The organism is Microbacterium sp. C23T (assembly GCF_053345975.1).
This window is the reverse complement of sequence record NZ_JBKFBD010000053.1, coordinates 1-17,696: the sequence shown is the minus strand read 5'-3', so window position 1 is coordinate 17,696 and position 17,696 is coordinate 1. Positions and strand designations below refer to the sequence as shown.

General features: G+C 70.5%; 18 protein-coding genes, 1 tRNA gene and 1 pseudogene. 11 read left to right on the top strand and 9 right to left on the bottom strand.

Translation table 11 applies throughout. The annotated features are described in order from the left end of the window. Positions 1–925: NAD(P)/FAD-dependent oxidoreductase (locus tag ACLBXX_RS20155; protein WP_447659477.1), on the top strand; the 925-nt coding region annotated here is incomplete at its 5' end. Positions 926–1,023: 98 nt separating this feature from the next. Next, positions 1,024–1,710 (top strand): hypothetical protein, encoded by a 687-nt coding sequence (locus ACLBXX_RS20150; protein WP_447659476.1) that lies wholly within the window; start codon positions 1,024–1,026, stop codon positions 1,708–1,710. A 10-nt stretch (positions 1,711–1,720) separates the two neighbouring features. On the opposite strand, the gene ACLBXX_RS20145 is transcribed toward ACLBXX_RS20150, so the two are convergent. The 5 genes from ACLBXX_RS20145 to ACLBXX_RS20125 form a co-directional block, all read right to left on the bottom strand. Beyond that, on the bottom strand, positions 1,721–2,371 hold the full coding sequence (locus ACLBXX_RS20145; RefSeq protein WP_447659475.1) for a PadR family transcriptional regulator: 651 nt from the start codon (positions 2,369–2,371) through the stop codon (positions 1,721–1,723). A gap of 225 nt (positions 2,372–2,596) precedes the next feature. Further along, positions 2,597–3,397, bottom strand: coding sequence for an ABC transporter permease (locus tag ACLBXX_RS20140; RefSeq protein WP_387142069.1), 801 nt, complete (start codon positions 3,395–3,397; stop codon positions 2,597–2,599). 9 nt (positions 3,398–3,406) lie between these two features. Then, positions 3,407–4,330 (bottom strand): ABC transporter permease, encoded by a 924-nt coding sequence (locus ACLBXX_RS20135; RefSeq protein ID WP_387142072.1) that lies wholly within the window; start codon positions 4,328–4,330, stop codon positions 3,407–3,409. Between the two features lie 73 nt (positions 4,331–4,403). Continuing rightward, positions 4,404–5,582, bottom strand: coding sequence for an ABC transporter substrate-binding protein (locus tag ACLBXX_RS20130; RefSeq protein WP_447659474.1), 1,179 nt, complete (start codon positions 5,580–5,582; stop codon positions 4,404–4,406). Between the two features lie 78 nt (positions 5,583–5,660). Continuing rightward, positions 5,661–6,695, bottom strand: a complete 1,035-nt coding sequence (locus ACLBXX_RS20125) for an ABC transporter ATP-binding protein (protein WP_447659473.1) — start codon at positions 6,693–6,695, stop codon at positions 5,661–5,663. 126 nt (positions 6,696–6,821) lie between these two features. Between ACLBXX_RS20125 and ACLBXX_RS20120 the strand changes: the two genes are divergently transcribed. From ACLBXX_RS20120 to ACLBXX_RS20110, 3 genes are read left to right on the top strand one after another with little or no spacing between them, the layout of a single operon-like run. Continuing rightward, positions 6,822–7,607 carry a FadR/GntR family transcriptional regulator gene (locus ACLBXX_RS20120; RefSeq protein ID WP_447659472.1) on the top strand — a complete coding sequence of 262 codons (786 nt, stop codon included), beginning with the start codon at positions 6,822–6,824 and terminating at the stop codon, positions 7,605–7,607. Beyond that, positions 7,604–8,356 carry a cache domain-containing protein gene (locus ACLBXX_RS20115; RefSeq protein ID WP_447659471.1) on the top strand — a complete coding sequence of 251 codons (753 nt, stop codon included), beginning with the start codon at positions 7,604–7,606 and terminating at the stop codon, positions 8,354–8,356. The genes ACLBXX_RS20120 and ACLBXX_RS20115 overlap by 4 nt, the downstream gene beginning before the upstream one ends. A gap of 32 nt (positions 8,357–8,388) precedes the next feature. Continuing rightward, on the top strand, positions 8,389–9,306 hold the full coding sequence (locus tag ACLBXX_RS20110; RefSeq protein ID WP_447659470.1) for a hypothetical protein: 918 nt from the start codon (positions 8,389–8,391) through the stop codon (positions 9,304–9,306). A gap of 5 nt (positions 9,307–9,311) precedes the next feature. Here ACLBXX_RS20110 and dcd read toward each other — a convergent pair whose 3' ends face one another. Further along, positions 9,312–9,917, bottom strand: a complete 606-nt coding sequence (gene dcd, locus ACLBXX_RS20105) for a dCTP deaminase (RefSeq protein ID WP_045299427.1) — start codon at positions 9,915–9,917, stop codon at positions 9,312–9,314. Positions 9,918–9,996: 79 nt separating this feature from the next. On the opposite strand from dcd, the gene ACLBXX_RS20100 reads away from it, so the two are divergent. Both ACLBXX_RS20100 and ACLBXX_RS20095 read left to right on the top strand, forming a co-directional pair. After that, positions 9,997–10,070: transfer RNA gene (locus ACLBXX_RS20100), tRNA-Gly, on the top strand. Beyond that, on the top strand, positions 10,070–12,106 hold the full coding sequence (locus ACLBXX_RS20095; RefSeq protein ID WP_447659469.1) for an acyltransferase: 2,037 nt from the start codon (positions 10,070–10,072) through the stop codon (positions 12,104–12,106). The genes ACLBXX_RS20100 and ACLBXX_RS20095 overlap by 1 nt, the downstream gene beginning before the upstream one ends. 109 nt (positions 12,107–12,215) lie before the next feature. On the opposite strand, the gene ACLBXX_RS20090 is transcribed toward ACLBXX_RS20095, so the two are convergent. Next, positions 12,216–12,968: a class I SAM-dependent methyltransferase gene (locus tag ACLBXX_RS20090; RefSeq protein WP_447659468.1), complete on the bottom strand. Its 753-nt coding sequence runs from the start codon at positions 12,966–12,968 to the stop codon at positions 12,216–12,218. 126 nt (positions 12,969–13,094) lie between these two features. On the opposite strand from ACLBXX_RS20090, the gene ACLBXX_RS20085 reads away from it, so the two are divergent. The 3 genes from ACLBXX_RS20085 (at position 13,095) to ACLBXX_RS20075 (ending at position 15,773) form a co-directional block, all read left to right on the top strand. Beyond that, a complete protein-coding gene (locus ACLBXX_RS20085; RefSeq protein ID WP_447659467.1) occupies positions 13,095–14,600 on the top strand; it encodes a DUF222 domain-containing protein in 1,506 nt (501 codons plus the stop codon). Between the two features lie 129 nt (positions 14,601–14,729). Continuing rightward, positions 14,730–15,272 (top strand): GrpB family protein, encoded by a 543-nt coding sequence (locus ACLBXX_RS20080; RefSeq protein WP_447659466.1) that lies wholly within the window; start codon positions 14,730–14,732, stop codon positions 15,270–15,272. Between the two features lie 75 nt (positions 15,273–15,347). Then, positions 15,348–15,773, top strand: coding sequence for a pyridoxamine 5'-phosphate oxidase family protein (locus ACLBXX_RS20075; RefSeq protein ID WP_447659465.1), 426 nt, complete (start codon positions 15,348–15,350; stop codon positions 15,771–15,773). Here ACLBXX_RS20075 and ACLBXX_RS20070 read toward each other — a convergent pair. Then, positions 15,754–16,647 carry a carbohydrate kinase family protein gene (locus ACLBXX_RS20070; RefSeq protein WP_447659464.1) on the bottom strand — a complete coding sequence of 298 codons (894 nt, stop codon included), beginning with the start codon at positions 16,645–16,647 and terminating at the stop codon, positions 15,754–15,756. The two genes, ACLBXX_RS20075 and ACLBXX_RS20070, sit on opposite strands and share 20 nt — an antisense overlap. Positions 16,648–16,909: 262 nt before the next feature. Between ACLBXX_RS20070 and ACLBXX_RS20065 the strand changes: the two genes are divergently transcribed. Continuing rightward, positions 16,910–17,572, top strand: coding sequence for a hypothetical protein (locus ACLBXX_RS20065; protein WP_447659463.1), 663 nt, complete (start codon positions 16,910–16,912; stop codon positions 17,570–17,572). Here the strand turns inward: ACLBXX_RS20065 and ACLBXX_RS20060 are convergent. Continuing rightward, positions 17,569–17,696, bottom strand: a pseudogene (locus tag ACLBXX_RS20060) (IS481 family transposase); the annotation flags it as partial. The gene ACLBXX_RS20065 and the pseudogene ACLBXX_RS20060 overlap by 4 nt on opposite strands.

Sequence of the window (17,696 nt, the reverse complement as noted above, 5' to 3'; positions counted from 1 at the left end):
CGTCGTCATCGTCGGCGGGGGCCCCGCCGGACTGTCGGCGGCGCTCAATCTCGGACGCGCCCGCGCGTCCGTCGTCCTCATCGACGCCGGCCGCCCGCGCAACGCCGCGACCCTGCGCTCGCACGGCTTCCTCACGCGCGACGGCGTTCCGCCGCTCGAGCTGCGCAAGCTCGCACGCGCCGAGCTCGCCGCCTACCCGAACGTGCAGGTGTTCGACCGCACCGTGGTGACCGCGCTGCAGGAGCGCGACTGCGGCGAGGGACTCCGCTTCCTCGCGGCGCTTCAGGGCAGGGGTGCCGGCATCCCGCCGGCCGTCGCCGCGCGTTCGGTGCTCGTCGCGACGGGTCTGCGTGAGACGCTCCCCGCCATCCCGAGCCTGCGCGCCTTCTACGGCATGACGCTCTTCAGCTGCGCCGCGTGCGACGCGTGGGAACTCCAGGACCGGCCGCTCGCCCTCATCGGCGAGACCCGCGACCTCGCCGCGCGTGCCCGGCTCATCGCCCGCTGGACCGACCGGCTCACGGTCTTCACCAACGGCACCGATGCCGTCGACACGGTCGAAGAGGCCGAGCTCGCAGCATCCGGGATCGTCGTCGAACGACGGAAGATCGACGACCTCGAAGGCGACCGCGGCACCGTGACAGCAGTACGCCTCGTCGACGGCGCGCGCGTCGAGATCGAGGGCGGGTTCGTGCGCCCGCAGTGGCACCCGGCGCTCGACTTCGTCGGCGGGATCGCCCTCGAGCGCGACGGGTTCGGCAACCTGGTGACCGATCGCTCCGGACGCACGTCGGTGCCGGGGCTGTACGCGGCGGGGGATGCAGCGTCCCCGGGTCCGCAGCAGCTCATCGTCGCCGCGGGCCAGGGCGCTCGGGCGGCCGCCGTGCTCGTGCACGATCTCGTCGGGGTGCGCACCGCCCACTGAGCCGGTGCGCGCTTCCGCGGCGCGCGCCGCAGGATGTTCACCGATCGGACACCTGCCCGTTCGGTTCCCGGACGCCACGGTCGACGATGATGTCGCCGATGTCCGACGACCTGACCGACGACGCCGCGGGCGAACTGAAGGCGCTGCGGCTGCGCGCCTACGGACCGGATGCCGACATCGACGGCGATCCGCAGGCGCTGAGCCGGCTCCGCGAGCTCGAAGCGCGCGCCGTCGGCGCGGACGAGGCTGACGTCCCGGTGGTGGCCGAGGCCGCGCCTCTCACCATAAGGCAGGACGAACCGCCTGCCCCCGCGCCCGTCGTGGCGGTCCCGTGGTGGGAGCGGCACCGCGCGCTCTTGTGGGGCGGATCACTGCTGATCGCCGCGCTTCTCGGGGCGGGCGTCGCGTCGGTGCAGCTGCCGCCGGGCCGGGAGCAGGTCGCCGATCTCGGAGAGGACGCCGACGGGCTCTGGCCGGAGCAGATGTGGGGCGCGCGGCCGCCGGACGGCGTCACGTTCGACGAGTACCTCGGTCTGACCGCGATCGCCTCGGCGCGCGACTTCGGCAACGGCACCAACAGCACCTGCCTGTGGGTCTACGACTCGGCGTCGGTCAACTTCGGCCTCTCAGCCGGGTCGTGCGCCACCGGGTCGGGTCCCTCGTCGACGACGATCGTCGTCACCCCCCAGGCACCTCCGGCTCTGCTCGACGAGTTCCCCGAAGGCACCACGCTGCAGTTCGTCCGCGACGGTGACCGGGTGATCGTCTACGCCCAGCGACCGTAGGAGCGAGAGGTCACCAGTCGGTGGCGTGGTCGCCGGCGAGCGCCTCGCGGCCCGGCGCGAGCATGTCGTGCACCTGCCCGCCATGGGTAGTCGCGGGCGCGACCGTGTCGGGCCAGTCGGCGATCTGCTGCTCGGCCCACTCGGTCCACGAGATGACGTGCTCGTAGTGGCCGATCATGAACGTGTTGGCGAGCGCGAACAGGTGCTTGCGCTCGGGGAACGTGCCGCCGGTCTCGCTGATGAACGCGGCGTACCGCGCGAACATCTCGCGGTTCGCGAGCGCCTGCTCGCGCGTGAGGGCCAGGGTCGCACGGAGGTCGTCGAGTGAGCCCTGGTCCGACAGGAGTACCCGCACCATCCCCTCGAACTCGAGGGTCGGCGGGCGCACCGGGGTGCGCAGCCACGCGGCGAGCGCCTCTCGCCCTTCCGGCGTGATGGAGTAGATCGTGCGCGCGCGCTTGCCGGTGTGCTCCTGCCGGGTCTCGACGAACCCGGCGGAGTGCAAGCGGTTGAGGACGGCATAGCGCCCGCGATCGGCGGACGGCCAGAGCTCGGAGACGCCGCGCCCCAGCTGCTCGGCGAGCTGGTACGCCGACCAGTCCCGCCCGGCCAGGAGGCCGAGCGTGAGATACCCCGTGATCGATGGCTCGCGTTCGGGCACGACAGGCTCCTTTCCGGCCGGCTTTCGGGTCGTCGGCGCGGAACGTAAAGGGTATCCCGCTGACGCTGGAACGACCTTATACTGCAGATTGCAGTAAGCGTCGGCGCGTCAATCCTGTGTGGGGACACGGACCGCGCCGAGGGTGGGCCTGACGTGTGGGGACGGGGTCTCACCCCGCGGCGGGCGATCTGGGGATCGCCCGCCGCACATCTCTCCGCCCGTTGGTCATCGTCGGGTCTGCTCCGACCCCGAGAGCCGCTGCGCGAGGTAGATGGGCACGATCGACACGATCACCAGCACCACGGCGATGACCGAGACGACGGGCGCCTGATTCGGGCGGAACATGTTGTTGAGGATGTAGATCGGCAGCGTCGTCACGCCGGACCCTGCCGTGAACGTCGTGACGATGATCTCGTCGAAACTCAGCGCGAACGCGAGCAGCGCCCCCGCGAGCAGCGCCGAGCGCAGCTGCGGGAAGGTCACGAGGCGGAACGTCGTCCAGATGCCGGCCCCCAGGTCCGCGGACGCCTCCTCCAGGTTCGTGCCGGTGCGCCGGAGGCGCGCGATGACGTTGTTGAAGACCGTCACGATGCAGAAGGTCGCGTGGGCGATCACCACCGTCCAGATCGACAGCGGCACACCCATGATGGTGCGGAAGAAGTTGTTCAGAGCGATGCCCGTGATGATGCCGGGCAGCGCGATCGGCAGGATGATCAGCAGCGAGATCGCGTCACGGCCGAAGAACTCGAACCGCTGGAGCGCGAGCGAGATGAGGGTGCCCAGCACGAGCGAGATCGCCGTCGCGACCAGCGCGATGGCGACGCTCGTGCCCACCGCCTCGATCGCCCCGGTGCTCTGGAACGCCTTGCCCCACCACTCCAGCGTGAACCCCGGTGGCGGCCAGCTGAGCGACGTCGACGTCGAGAACGAGTTGACGAGGACCACGAACAGCGGCAGGTAGACGACCAGCAGGATGAGAGCCGTGACGACGCCGAGCACGGTGCGGGAGAGTCGCGAGAGTCGCATCGGCGGGTCCTAGAGGTTGTTGAGGGCGCCGGTGCGCCGCACGAGGGCCAGGTAGCCGAAGATGATGACGATCGGGATGAGCGCGATCGCCGCGGCGAGCGGCAGGTTGTTGGCCGCGCCGACGTTCGTGTAGACGAGGTTGCCGAGCATCTGGTTGGTGCCGCCCACGATGTTGACGGTGATGTAGTCGCCGAGCGACAGCGAGAAGGCGAAGATCGTGCCCGCGATGATCGCCGGGAACGCCAGCGGCAGGACGACGGATCCGAGTGTCCGCCAGGACTTCCCCCCGAGGTCTGCGGACGCCTCGAGCAGCGAGTCCGGTACGCGCTCGAGCCCCGCGTAGATGGGGAGGATCACGTACGGCAGCCACAGGTACGACAGCGTGATGATGGTCGCCGTGAGGCCGTAGCCCGGTGTGTGCAGACCGAACGGGGCGAGGATCCACTCGAGGATGCCCTCCTGCGACAACACCGACCGCCACGCGTACGCCTTCACGAGATAGCTCGCCCACAGCGGCATGAGGACGGCGATGACGAGGAGGCGCTGCGCCCGTGGCGAGGCGACTTTCGCCATGTAGAACGCGATGGGAAGGGCGATCGCGACGTCGATCACGGTCACCAGGAGCGCGATCCCGACCGTGCGCAGCGTCACCGTCTGATAGAGCGACCCCGTGACGACCGTGACGATGTTGTCGAGCGTCCAGTCGGTGATGATCTCGCCGGTGAAGGAGTCCACCTGCCAGAACGCCGTGACCAGCAGCAGTGCCAGCGCCACGATGTACACCACGACCAGCCAGAACAGCGGGGCGGTGAGCAGGAACGCCAGCCGGAACCGCGGGTGCGCGCTCAGCCACGCCGACGAGCGCCGCGCGGGCGTCGCGCGCGGCGGCGGCACGGTGCGGGCGGGCGGCGGGGCGGTCGCGGTGTCGGTCATCGAGTGCCTCCGGTTCGGGGTCCGTTCAAGCCGGGGGCGGAGGCATCCGTCCGCCCCCGGCGCGCTGCGTGAGTCAGCCCTTGATCTCGGACCAGGCCTCGGTCCACGCCGAGTAATCCATGCACTCGACGTCGGTGCGGCCGTCGAGGCACTCGGCGATCGGGGTCGTCCAGTACCAGATCTGCGACGCGTAGTCGGCGTCACCGGCGTGGTACGCCTCGCAGTCCTCGCGGTAGTCGCAGGCCGCCTGACTCGACGGCGCCTCACCGAAGTACGAGGTCGCGACGCCGTTGACCTCGGGGCTGGAGATCCAGTCCAGCCACGCGTACGAGCAGTTCGGGCTCTTGGTCGTCGACGAGATCATCCACGTGTCCGACCAGCCGGTGGCCCCTTCGTCGGGCAGGACGACGTCGGTGGTCGCGCCCTCGCCGGCCAGGACGTTCTGGATCACCTGCCACGTCGTGCCCGCGACGGAGTCGCCGGTCTCGAAGGCCTGCACCTCCTTCAGGTAATCCGACCAGTACTCGCCCACGTGCTGCCGCTGCTCCTTGAGCAGGTCGACCGCCGCCTGGAACTGCGTCTCGTCGAGCGCGTACGGGTTCTCGATCCCGAGGTCGGGCTGGTGGGCCATCAGGTACACGGCCGCATCGGCGATGTAGATCGGGTTGTCGTAGGCGGTGATCCTGCCCGTGTGGTCGGCCGCCTTGTCGAAGACGACGTCCCACGACGTGGGCGCGGGAGTCACCACGTCCGTGTTGTAGAGCAGCAGGTTGGCGCCGTACCCGTGCGGGACCCCGTAGTGCTCGCCGTCGACGGTGTTCCAAGGCTGATCCTTGAGGAAGTCGTAGATGCCTGCGTAGCTCGGGATGAGGTCGACGTTGACCGGCTGCACGTCGCCGGCGGCGATGAGGCGCAGCGACGCGTCGCCCGATGCCGACACGACGTCGTACTCACCGGTCTTCATGAGATTGACGGCTTCGTCGGAGGTGTTGAACGTCTTCGAGGTGACCTGGCAGCCGGTCTTCTCCTCGAAGCCCGTGACCCAGTCGTAGTCGGGGCTGTTGCTGCCGTCCTCGACGTAGCCGGCCCACGCGATGATCGAGACTCCGTCCTCGTAGTCTCCGAGCTCGTCGACGGCCTGGGTGGGGGCGCTGCCCCCGCCGCCGGATGTGCCGCAGCCGGCCAGGGCGGCGATCGAACCGACCGCCAGGGCGGTCGCGGCGATGCGCCGTCCGCGTGATGTGCGCAACATGGTGGTTCCTCTCGGTGCTGTTGATATCGGGCTGTGCTGTTGTGCGCTCGGGGGCGCTGGCTCCCCGGTCGGGATGGATCAGGTGCCGGGCGGGATCAGCGAGACGACGTCCTCGTCGTGCCACGTCACGTGCACGCGGTTGCCGCGATCGTCGTCGGCCAGGCGGGTGCGGTCGTTGCGTTCGAGCACGGTCACCCGCATGCCGGCATCCAGATCGATGACGCGACGGATGCCGCTTCCCACGTAGATCGACTCGACCACGGTGCCCTGGGCCGAGTGCTCGCCGGGCGCCGAGGCCGCCGCCGAGGCCAGCGTGAGCTTCTCCGGACGGATCGAGTGCTCGCCCTCGCGCCCGATGAGGGCCGCCGACCGCTCGTGGTCGAACAGGTTGGAGGTGCCGACGAAGTCCGCGACGAATCGTGACGCCGGACGCTCGTAGAGGTCCTGCGGAGTGCCCAGCTGGATGATGCGGCCGTCGTGGAACACCGCGATCCGGTCGGAGAGCGTCAGCGCCTCCTCCTGGTCGTGGGTCACGAAGATGAAGGTGATGCCGAGGTCGCGCTGGATCTGCTTGAGCTCGACCTGCATCTGCTCGCGGAGCTTGAGGTCGAGCGCGCCGAGCGGCTCGTCGAGGAGCAGCACCTTCGGCTGCACGACGGTGGCGCGGGCGAGCGCCACCCGCTGGCGCTGCCCGCCCGAGAGCTGCGAGGGCTTGCGCGCCGCCATCTGGTCGAGCCGCACCGCGGCGAGCGCCGCCATCGCCAGATCGCGGCGCTTCGCACGTCCCATCCCCCGGACGCGCAGGCCGTAGGCGACGTTGTCGAGCACCGTCATGTGGGGGAAGAGCGCGTAGTCCTGGAAGACGGTGTTCACGTCGCGGTCGAAGGGCGCCTTCTTCGTGACGTCCTGCCCGAACAGCTGGATCGTGCCGTCGGTCGGCTGCTCGAAGCCGGCGATCAGTCGCAGCACGGTGGTTTTCCCTGAACCCGATGGCCCCAGCATCGAGAAGAACTCACCGGCGGCGATCTCGAGGTCGACGTGGTCGACGGCGGTGACGGCACCGAACTCCTTCGTGAGTCCGGTCAGCCGGATCGCAGGCTGCTGCTCGGTCATGGACGTCTCCCTCGATGTCGATGGAAGTTAATCATATGGATCCATATGTCAAAAGAGGGGTTGCCGTGTTACGGTCGGGTCACAGTTGCGGAGGGCGGGTTCCTCCGCCATCCACCCGGGGGTCCCATGCCGCACGCGACGGGAAGAGTCGACGCTGCCCGTGCCGTCGTCTTCGCCCCGCTGGACGGCACCGGCAGGGCCGAGCTCGTCGAGAAGCGGCTCACCGATGCGATCGTGACCGGCGTCCTCCACGACGGCGAGCGGCTGCCCAGCGAAGCGGACCTGTCGCGGAGCCTCGGAGTGGCCCTGGTCACCGCACGCGAGGCGCTGGAGGTGCTGCGCGACAAAGGGCTCGTCACGACGCGGCGCGGCCGCGACGGCGGCAGCTTCGTCACGTTCGACCGCGACGCCGCGACCCGTCTGCTGGAGCGGCGCCTGCGCGAGATCAGCCGCATCGAGCTGCGCGACTTCGCGCTGCACACCTCGGCGATCGCGGGCACTGCCGCCGAGACCGCCGCCAACCGCGCGAGCGACGACGACATCGAGACGCTCGTCCGCATCGCCGACGCCGCGGATCTGACGACCGCCGGCGGCGCGAGGCGAGCCGTGAGCCGGTTCCAGCTCGAGGTGGCGGCGGTCAGCCAGTCACCCCGCCTCGTGCACGAGGAGATGCGCCTGCAGGGCGAGGCAGGCTCCCTCCTCTGGATGTGCCTGCGGGAGCAGGAGTACCGTGACCGCAGCGCCATCGCCCGTACGCGGGTCATCGGCGCGATCCGCGACGTCGCACCCGACGAGGCCCGCGCGGAGACGATCACACATATCAACAGCGCCTTCGAATGGCTCATCGACGAGCGAGCGCGCATCGACGCGCGCACCGAGGACGCAGCATCCGACCCGAAGGACGTCCCATGACCACCATCGCGACCAGGCCTCCGGCCGACGTGGCGATCAGTGTCGCCGCGACCATCGACGGCATCTTCGCCATGATCGACGGGTGGCGCGATCTGCTCGAGAAGCAGCTCGCCTCGGCCCCAGCCCTGACGGCGGAGACGGTCGATCCGCTCGTCGAGGCGTTCGCCGTGCCGGCCGTCTCGGGAGACACGCTGCTCACCGGCGCGGGATTCGTGGCGGCGCCGGGTGTGCTGACGGACGCCGAGTGGCACCTCGCCTGGTGGCTCGGAACCACCGGTTCGACCCACGGGGTGCGGCGGCTGGCGACGATCGACGACCCGACGCACGAGCAGTTCCGCGACTACACCGCACTCGAGTGGTGGCGCGTTCCGCAGACGACGGGCGCGCGGCACCTCACCGGCCCTTACGTCGACTACGTGTGCACGGACGACTACACCGTCACGATCACCACGCCCGTGGTGCGTGACGGTGCGATGATCGGCGTCGTCGGAGCGGACGCCCTGGTCGACCGGCTGGAACGCGTGCTGCTTCCGGTGCTGCGCGCGGGCGAGCTGCCCGCGACCCTCGTCAACGCCTCGGGCCGGGTCGTGACCTCGACCGACGCGCGCCGCGAGCCGGGATCGATGCTCCGCGGTGACGACCTCACCGCCGCCGTGCGGGCGCTGTCGCCCCTCCCCGTCACGCTGCCCGACGGCACCTCGGTGCTCGCCTGCGGCGACACGTCGCTCGCCCTCGTCGTCGGAAGCTAGCGCGCCGGGCGCGATGGGGAAGGATGGCCTCGATGTCAACGCCGACCGACTCCTCGCGCGACGAGCTCGCCGAGCTGCGCAAGCGCGCGTACGGACCGGACGCCGACATCCTCGATGACCCCGCCGCACTCGCCCGCCTGAGCGAGCTCGAGGAGCAGGCCGCAGCCGCGAGCGCGGCGAACGTCGCGGCGAGCGCGCGCGTCTCGACCAACGGCGGATCCCCGCGTAGCTCAGCCCCCGACGTCGACGAAGAAGTCGCGGCAACGCAGGCGCTCGCCCTCCCCGCATCGGAGGAGACGGATGCCCCGGCCGCAGCGGACCCGATCACCCCGGATCGCGACTCGCACGGCTCGCCTGCGGATGCTCTGAGCGCGGGCGGCCCCGCGGGCGACGGAACGGATGCTGCCGGCTCGGGCAGCGATGCCGGCGACGTCGTCGATTCCGACCCTGTCGAGGGCGCGCCCGCCCGCCCGTGGTGGCGGCGCACACCTGTCGTGTGGGTAGCCTCGGTCGTCGTCGCGATGCTCGTCGGCGTCGGGCTGACGGTGCTCGTGCAGAGCATGGAGGCGGGCCGGGTCGGCGTGCTCGGAGTGGACCCCGACGCCGACTGGCCGGAGGAGGTCTGGGGCGGTCCGACCGAGGACTCCCTCGCCTTCGAGTCGTTCTACGGACTCTCGGTGCTGTCGCAGCCGCAGGTCACGGGCGACGGGACCCAGGGGGCTGTTCCCTGTCTGATCGTCTTCAGCGGGGTGGGTGACAACCCCTCCTACCTCGGCGGCGCGTGCGGCGCCGGCCCGTTCCCCGCACAGGCGGCGCTGGTGGTCGGACGGCAGGCGCCGTCAGAGCTGCGCGAACGCTTCGCCGAGGGCACGGCGCTGCAGTTCGTGCTCGAGGGCGAGCAGGTGCACGTCTACGCGCGCGAGCCGGGCATCGTCGAACCCGAACCCTGAGCGTTTCAGGCGCCGCGGCTCCCGGCATCCGTCGCGCCGACGTCGCTGCGGTGGAAGTTCTGGAAGGAACGGGATGCTGTGGGCCCGCGCTGCCCCTGATACCTGTTGCCGTACGGCCCCGAGCCATAGGGGCTCTCGGCTGGCGAGGTGAGGCGGAAGTAGCAGACCTGGCCGATCTTCATGCCAGGCCAGAGCTTGATCGGCAGCGTCGCGACGTTCGAGAGCTCGAGCGTGACGTGGCCCGAGAAGCCGGGGTCGATGAAGCCCGCGGTCGAGTGGGTCAACAGCCCCAGGCGGCCGAGCGACGACTTGCCCTCGAGGCGGGCCGCGATGTCGTCGGGAAGCGTGATCTGCTCGAACGTCGAGCCGAGCGCGAACTCGCCCGGGTGGAGGATGAACGGCTCTTCGGGGTCGACCTCGATGAGGCGCGTCAGCTCGGGCTGGTCCTCGGCGGGATCGATGAACGGGTACTTGTGGTTGTCGAACAGCCGGAAGTACCGGTCGAGCCGCACGTCGACGCTCGACGGCTGCACCATCGCCGGGTCCCACGGGTCGAGCGCGAGGCGCCCCGCGTCGATCTCGAGCCGGATGTCGCGGTCACTCAGCAGCACGGAGCCAGCCTATCCGGACCGTGCTGTTATGCTGGCCGGGCGCTGTAACAGGCGCGCGAGCGCCGGGATGCCGGCGTCCGGGGCTGTAGTTCAATGGCAGAACTTCTGCTTCCCAAGCAGACAGCGCGGGTTCGATTCCCGTCAGCCCCTCCATGTCTCCCGCGATCGCCGCCCACGAGTACTCGCCCTGGGATTTCTGGAGCGAGGCGACGCCGTCCGAGCGCGAAGCGCAGCTGCTCCTCCAGCAGACCGTCGTCGCGGGCCGTCCCGACCACGAGCTCGGCGAGCAGTGCTTCCTCTCCGAGCTGGCCTCGATCGACAACGACTCGCTGCGCCTCGGCGACCGCACGTACGTCGCGGCGGGCGCCTACCTCACCGGCGACCTCCGGGCCGGCGCCGACTGCAGCATCAACCCGTACACGGTGATCCGCGGACGGGTCACGATGGGCGACGGCGTCCGCATCGGCGCGCACACCTCGATCCTCGGCTTCAACCACTCGATGGAGTCCGGCACGCCCGTCTTCCGGCAGCCCTTGACCTCCAAAGGCATCGAGATCGGCGATGACGTGTGGATCGGCTCGCACGTCGTGATCCTCGACGGCGTCAGCGTCGGGTCGCACTCCGTGCTCGCCGCCAGCGCGGTCGTCACCAAGGACGTTCCGGCAGGCGCCGTCGTCGGCGGGAACCCCGCGCGGTTCATCCGCTGGCGCGTCGAGCCCGACGACACCGGCATCCACCCCGATGCGGCGGCGGATGCTGCTGCCCGGGGCACCGAGGATCGCCCCGACTCGCCCGAACCACGCGAGCCCGTGGAGACGCCACCAGCGGTGCTCGCCGCGCTGGCCACGGCCGCATCGGAGGCTGGGGTCTCATCCGAGCTCCCGTCTGCGCCAGAGGGGTGGGCCGCAGCGGACCCCGCGCAAGGTCACCCGCACACGCACGAGTCGCCGCGCGCGACGGCGTACGACGCGGGCCCCGCTCACATGCCGGCCAACGCCAACGCCAACACCAGCACCAACGCACCCGGCGCCCCGACTGCGACGTCTAACAACGTCGTCACCGCCACCTCGATCGCGACCACGACCGCGACCGCGACCGCGACCGACGACGCCGCAGGCCTGGCCGAACGCGTCGCCGAGCTGGCGGCGCGCGCGAGGGACGAGGCATCCGTCGTCCTGCAACGCGCGTGGAGCGACGACCTCGGACTCTTCGCGGACCGACCCGGCGCCGCCCCGACCGTCCGCGCCCAGGCGGACGCGATCGAGATCGCCGACCTGCTGCTCGGCGCCGCGCCGCCGCAGGCGTCGGTGGACGCGCAGATTCGTCGCCTACAGGGATGGCAGGACGCCGCGACCGGCGCGGTCGCTCCTCTCGATGCGGACGGGCGCCAGCGGGAGGGCCTCGGGTTCTCCCACGAGGATGTCGCGTACCACGTGCTGAGCACGGGGTACGCGCTGGATCTGCTGGGGTCGGAATTTCCGGCTCCTCTCACCTGGGTGACGGCGGCGACTCCCGAACGGGTCGTCGAGTTCTGCGAGAGTCTGCCGTGGGCCACCGACGCGTGGGGCGCCGGACACCACATCGACGGCTTCGGCACCGCAATTCTGTGGACGAAGCGTGCCGGGCATCCGATTCCGGCAGGTGTGGAGGAGGCGCTGTTCGGCTGGCTGCTGCTCCACGCCGACCCGCAAACCGGCATGTGGGGTTCGACAACGCCCGACCGCGGACTTCTCCCCGTCGTGAATGGCTTCTACCGGGCGTCGCGCGGCACGTTCGCGCAGTTCGGCGTGCCGCTCCCCCACCCCGATCGCGTGATCGACACCGTGCTGCGCCATGCGCGTGATCCGCGCTGGTTCGCAGCCGGCGCGCGCAACGCGTGCAACGTGCTCGACGTCGCGCACCCGCTGTGGCTCGCACGCGGGAGCGGCTACCGCGACGACGAGGTGCGAGAGCTGGCCGTGCGTCTGCTCTCCGACGCGCTGGCGACGTGGGTGCCCGGCGCCGGGTTCTCGTTCCGCGAGCCGAGCCCGGCGACGCGCGGACTCACCGAGACCGAGCCGGGTCTCCAGGGCACGGAGATGTGGCTCGCGATCCTCTGGTATCTCGCGGATCTCGCGGGGGTGTCCAACGCGCTCGGCTATCGCCCGCGCGGTGTGCACCGACCGGAGCCGGCCGCCACGCTGCGGTAGCCGGCATCCGTTGGCGACTCGATCAGAGCCGCCGAGTCGGGGCGACCGCAGGCGCGATCACCCCGGATATCCACGGACGCCTGTGTCCGAGGCATCCGTCTCGATTCGATCACGTCCCCTGCCGCGTCGGGGCGAGCACCAGCAGCCACGACGAGTAGTGCTCGATGACCGAGCCTCCGAGGTCCCTCACCGCCGCGACTGCCTGCTCCACCTCCGCCGGCGACCAATCACTGAAGGTGCGGAAGAGGCGCCTGATCGCCGCGGCGTCGAGCTCGACAGTCCATCGGTAGGTCGAGACGTCCTCAACGACGAACAGGCCCGATGCCGTCAGCGCGTCGGCCATCGCGGCGAGGTCCTCGGCAGGCGGCCCCGGCCGCTCGGGCGCGCGGCGCGCGGCAACGATCTCGGCGACGCGTGAGCGGAACGGCGTCTGCGCAGCATCCGCGTCTCCGAACACGTTGCGCCAGACCGCGAAGCGCCCATCTGGCGTGAGAATCGTAGATATCTTCGGAAGCATGATGTCGAGATCGAGCCAATGGACGGACGTCGCGGCCACGGCGAGATCGAAGCTGCCTGCGGGGAGCTCGACATCCTCGGCCCGGGAGACGATCACCCTTGCCGCGGGATGGGCATCCTCGAGCAGGGTCGCGAGGCGCTGGCCGGGCTCGATCGCGGTGACCCTCATCCCGGCCGCCAGAAGCCGGCCCGTCGCCTGCCCGCTCCCCGCGCCCAGGTCGAGAGCCGACTTCCCGGACTCCAGCAGACCGAGCATGCGCAGCCGATCCCACAACGCCGGCGGATACGGCGGGCGCGCCGAGTCGTATTCGTCGGCCCCCTCTTCGAAATGCGACGCGCTTGGCATGAGGGCGAGCGTAGACCCGGCCTCCGCCGTGGGCGACGTACACGGTGCGTGCGCCGATCACGAATGACGTGGGGACGGTCACCGGTCCTGGTGATCAATGTCGGCGGTTATTCGTATCTTTGTTCTATGAGCTTTCCGGCCTCTTCCTCCCCCGCGACGCGGTTGACGGATGCTGCCGCCCGCGTGGCCTCGCGGCTCGGCGACGGCGCAGCCGAGGTGGCGAAGATGGCCGACGACGAACTCCTGGAACTGCTCACCGACGCGACCGAGGCGCGGAAGGCGCTCGAGCTGATCGTCGCCGGCGCCTCGGCAGAGGTGTCGCGGCGCTCGTCCCGAGAGCTCGGGTACGGCGGGCTGGCTCAACGGAAAGGCCTGCGCACCGGAACGGCGCTCGTCCAGCACATCACCGGGCTCGGGCGTGCAGACGTGACCAGAGCCGTCGATGCGGGCAGGGAGCTTGCTCCGACGCCGGCGGAGCCAGTGGCCGGCGTGGTGCCGGTGGGCGGGGTGGACGGCGCGGCCGCTCCCCCGACGCCGGCGGTCGACGAGTGGCTCGGCATGCTACGGGGCGCACTCGGGTCCGGACGCGTGACGCAGTCGCAGTTCCAGGCGATCCGTGCAGGACTCGGCGAGCCGCCTGTCGAGCGCTACCCAGAGCTGGCGCCCGACTTCCTCCCGCAGGCCTGGGCTCGCGCCGTGCATGTGCTGCTCGACGAAGCGAACGGACTCTGCGTGGAAGATCTCCGCAACCAGGCGCGCATCGCCCGAGACCGACTCGATCCGGTCGGGGTGACGCTGCGGTTCGAAGAGCGCTTCGCCGCACGGTCCTTCCGTACCTGGACCGACCAGGACGGCCAGCGTCACGCGCACATCCTGTTCGACGACGAGGCGGGCGCGTGGGTGGACGCGCTTCTGCAGGCCGCGCTGCGACCCCGTCGCGGACCACGCTTCGTCGGTGCGGACGCCGGGGAGAAGACGCGCGCCGCTGAGGCCGACGAGCGGTCGAACGAGCAGCTGCAGTACGACACGATCATGGCCGTGATGCGCACGGGCGCGAACGCCGATCCTCAGCAGGCCTTCGGCGACCGCCAGCCAGGTGTGCGCATCGTGGTGGAAGCCTCAGCGGTAGCCGGGGGCGATCAGCGTGGCGAGATGCAGGTCACGGGGGTGGGCCACATCGAAGACGGCGGACAAGCGCTACCCGGCGGGGTCATCGAGGCACGTCTGTGCGACTCCGGGGCCATCCCGGTGATGTGGGGGCCAGACGGCCGCCCACTCGACGTCGGGCGCGAGCTTCGCCTGTTCACGCGAAAGCAGCGCATCGCGATCGCCGCCCGTGACGGCGGCTGTATGTGGCCGTCCTGCGGCGCCCCGATCTCGCAATGCGAGTACCACCACATCGATCACTGGTGGGAGGATCACGGCCGCACCGATGTCGACGACGGGATCGCCCTCTGCCGCAACTGCCACCTGCGGCTTCACAACCAGCGATGGCGCATCACGCGCACACGAGATCCGATCACCGATGCCGACACGTACTGGCTGCACCCTCCGCCCGACCCGGTCACGGGTGAGATCGGCGAGCCCGTCGAGCTGAGGTCGAAGTCGCCTCGACGATTCGAGGCGGCATGACGAGCGGATGGGCGTCGCGAGCGGACGCGTGGCAAGGGGTGTGCGGGCGCGGGAGGCGGGCGCGTGGCGTGGGACATAGGGTGCCGGGCGCGCGCGCCGCCGGCGAGGCGGAGTGGGAGGCTGGGGGGCATGGCGGTCATGGTCATTCCCTATTCCGACGAGTGGCCGGAGCAGTTCGAGCGCGTGGCAACGGAGCTTCGGCGGGCGCTGGAGGGCGTCCCGGTGCTCGCGATCGAGCACGTCGGGTCGACGTCTGTGCCGGGGTTGGCGGCGAAGCCCGTCATCGACATCGATGTCGTCGTCGACCGCGCACAGGTCACGGCGGCGATCGCAGCGCTCGTGGCCGCGGGGTACGCCCACCGCGGCGACCTCGGAGTCATCGATCGGGAGTCGATGGCTGCACCCGACGACGACCCGCGCAGGAACGTCTATGTGTGCGTCGAGGGGACGCTGCACCTGCGGAACCACCTCGCGGTGCGGGGCATCCTCCGGCATCGCGACGATCTCCGCGATCGGTACGGTGCGGTCAAGACCGAGCTCGCACGCGATCCGGGAATGGACATCGCGACCTACCTCGCCCTCAAATCACCGGTGCTGCAGGAGGTGCTCGCCCTGTCAGATCTCACCGACGCGGAGAAACGCGCGATCCTCGCCCTCAACACGAGCTTCTGAGCGGCGATCCCGGCGCGGCATCCGCTGTTCTGCGAGTCGATGCCCGGCGGGGACTCCCTGCCGTACTGTGAGCGGATGGCGTTCGATCCCAGTGACGTACAGGCATTCGTGGCCTTCGTGCGTGCCGAAGCGCAGGGCGTCGTCGCGACCGTGTCGCCGTCGGGGGCACCCGAGGCGGCGCTCGTCGGAATCGCCGCACTCGACGACGGCACCCTCGTGTTCGACACGCTCGTCGGGTCGCGAAAGGCTGAGAACCTGCGCCACGACCATCGCATCGCCGTCGTCGTCGGGACGGACGGCGCGGTGTCGGCGCAGATCGACGGCTTCGGGACGATCGTTCACGGCACTCTTCGTGAGGAGTACGGCAGCGCCTACAACGCGCAGTTCCCCGGATCTCGCGCGCTGGACCCTGACTTCGCCGTCGTCGTCGTGCGACCGGCGTGGGTGCGGGTCTACGACGCGGCGGCGAGTCCCGCCCACGTCACCGAAGCCCGCTGGTGACCTCTCCGGCGCCGACGACCGCCGGGTGCAGGTGCTCGGACGAGAGCGCCACGACCGCCTGACGAGCGCCGGCGGCGAGGCATCCGTCCAGGTCCGCACCCGAGAGCGACGCGGCGAGGAACCCGGCGAAGAACGCGTCGCCCGCACCGTTCGTGTCGACGACATTCACCGGCGCGGCATCGACGGTCGCGCGCCCACCTGAGGCGGCGAGGGCGATGGCGCCGCGCGCGCCGAGCGTGCAGACGGCGAGCCGCGGTCCACGCTCGAGACAGCTCTGCATCAGCGCCCACGGATCGTCGGTCGCGTCGTCGTTCATGAAGACGACGTCGGCGGCGCGGAGGAACGGTTCGTGGAACTCCGCATCCCCGTCGTAGTCGTGGAGGTCGGTCCAGATCGGGGCGCCCGCGGCGCCGGCGAGACGGTGCTCCACGATCGTCGCGCCGACCCCGCTGAGATCGACCACCGCGATGTCCGCGGCGGCGAGGGCGGCCTCGATTCGGCCGACCTCCTCGTCGGATGCGGCCGACGGCGTCGCGAGGTAGAGGCTCACGCGCTCCCCCGCCGCGGTCATCAGGTTCGCGTGCCGCTCGGTGCGCTCCGAAGGATAGGCCGAGACCCGCACGCCCGCCGCGTCGAGCGCGGCAGAGACGCGCCGGCCGTCGTCGTCGGTGCCCAGCAGCGCGTGGAGCGTGACGTCGACGCCGCGATCGGCGAGGTGCAGCGCCTTGCCGGCCGACGTCCCGCCGAGCGTGTGCAGGTCGCCGAGCGCGAACTGCATGTGCGGAACCGGTTCGGGGAGGCGGTCGAGGAGGATGAGGTGGTTCCACGACGCGGGTCCGCACACGGCGACCCGGGCGTCAGACGCGAGTGGCATCCGCCCAGTCAACCAGCCGGCTCTCCGCGTGACGACGAATCGACTTCCCGTGTCGGCGCAGCCGCAGGTCGACGCCAGGCGGCGACTGTGCGACCCCGGTGAGGTCCAACGCGAGCGCGTCGGCGTCGACGATGACGCCGCTTCGACGCTCCAGGGCGCCGTCAACGACTGCGCGGGGTCGCCCCCGACGGGCGAGCTTCGCTCTCCACACCATCGCGCCGAGGCGACGCACCGCCTTTCAGGGAGCGAGTACGGTCGATCTGTGCTCAGACGACTCTCTGTCCTCCTGGTTGCCGCTGGCCTCCTGCTCACCGGTTGCGCATCGGAGGAGCCGACGACCGCGGCCGGCACCAGCGCCCCCGCAGCATCGCCGATCGAGACCCCGACGGCAACCGCTACTCCGACACCCGCCTCGATGCTCACTGTGGGGCTGGATGGAATCGAGTACACGGATAGCGCGGCGGCGAAGAGCCTCGCGTTCGATGATCCCGAGTCCCTCCTGACCGTCATCGAGGAGCTGACCGGTGAGCCGCGTCACGGCGAGGACTTCGAAGACCCGTGGGGGAACGGCGATGTCTGGGGAACGACCTACCGATGGACCGAGGTGACCGTCAGCGTGATGAAGGACGGCCCGGCCAGCATCGCCGTACTCGCGCCTACCGTCGGCGGAGTTCCCGTCCGGGCCCTCGGCGGCGTGGCCGTCGGCGACACCCGGGAGACCGTGGTCGCGGCAGGAGGATGGGATTCCTGGGATGAGGACGGCGACGGCGAAGCGGACTACCTCGGCATCGACGAGCGCGAGGCGGAGGGGACGCAGTCGCTGAGTCGGCCCGGAGCGGCAGGCCGCGAGTACATCGTCCTCGTCCTCGACGGAGACGTCGTCTCGCAGCTGCAGAGCCCGGGGAACGACTTCGCCGACATCTAGATGTGATGTCCAGGCAGGTTGTTGAGTCTGCTGATGGGTGCGGCTCCGATGGCGGAGTGTTGCCTGTGGTGATTGTAGAAGTGCAGCCAGTCGGGTAGCGCGTTGCGTCGTTCGGTGTCTGATT

Bases quoted from the DNA above. Each gene is read 5' to 3' on its own strand.
- ACLBXX_RS20080 (WP_447659466.1), top strand. From the start codon at position 14,730: ATGGCGGTCATGGTCATTCCCTATTCCGACGAGTGGCCGGAGCAGTTC.
- ACLBXX_RS20150 (WP_447659476.1), top strand. From the start codon at position 1,024: ATGTCCGACGACCTGACCGACGACGCCGCGGGCGAACTGAAGGCGCTG.
- ACLBXX_RS20130 (WP_447659474.1), bottom strand. From the start codon at position 5,582: ATGTTGCGCACATCACGCGGACGGCGCATCGCCGCGACCGCCCTGGCG.
- ACLBXX_RS20120 (WP_447659472.1), top strand. From the start codon at position 6,822: ATGCCGCACGCGACGGGAAGAGTCGACGCTGCCCGTGCCGTCGTCTTC.
- ACLBXX_RS20090 (WP_447659468.1), bottom strand. From the start codon at position 12,968: ATGCCAAGCGCGTCGCATTTCGAAGAGGGGGCCGACGAATACGACTCG.
- ACLBXX_RS20135 (WP_387142072.1), bottom strand. From the start codon at position 4,330: ATGACCGACACCGCGACCGCCCCGCCGCCCGCCCGCACCGTGCCGCCG.
- ACLBXX_RS20070 (WP_447659464.1), bottom strand. From the start codon at position 16,647: ATGCCACTCGCGTCTGACGCCCGGGTCGCCGTGTGCGGACCCGCGTCG.
- ACLBXX_RS20075 (WP_447659465.1), top strand. From the start codon at position 15,348: ATGGCGTTCGATCCCAGTGACGTACAGGCATTCGTGGCCTTCGTGCGT.
- ACLBXX_RS20095 (WP_447659469.1), top strand. From the start codon at position 10,070: ATGTCTCCCGCGATCGCCGCCCACGAGTACTCGCCCTGGGATTTCTGG.
- ACLBXX_RS20115 (WP_447659471.1), top strand. From the start codon at position 7,604: ATGACCACCATCGCGACCAGGCCTCCGGCCGACGTGGCGATCAGTGTC.
- ACLBXX_RS20085 (WP_447659467.1), top strand. From the start codon at position 13,095: ATGAGCTTTCCGGCCTCTTCCTCCCCCGCGACGCGGTTGACGGATGCT.
- ACLBXX_RS20140 (WP_387142069.1), bottom strand. From the start codon at position 3,397: ATGCGACTCTCGCGACTCTCCCGCACCGTGCTCGGCGTCGTCACGGCT.
- ACLBXX_RS20125 (WP_447659473.1), bottom strand. From the start codon at position 6,695: ATGACCGAGCAGCAGCCTGCGATCCGGCTGACCGGACTCACGAAGGAG.
- ACLBXX_RS20110 (WP_447659470.1), top strand. From the start codon at position 8,389: ATGTCAACGCCGACCGACTCCTCGCGCGACGAGCTCGCCGAGCTGCGC.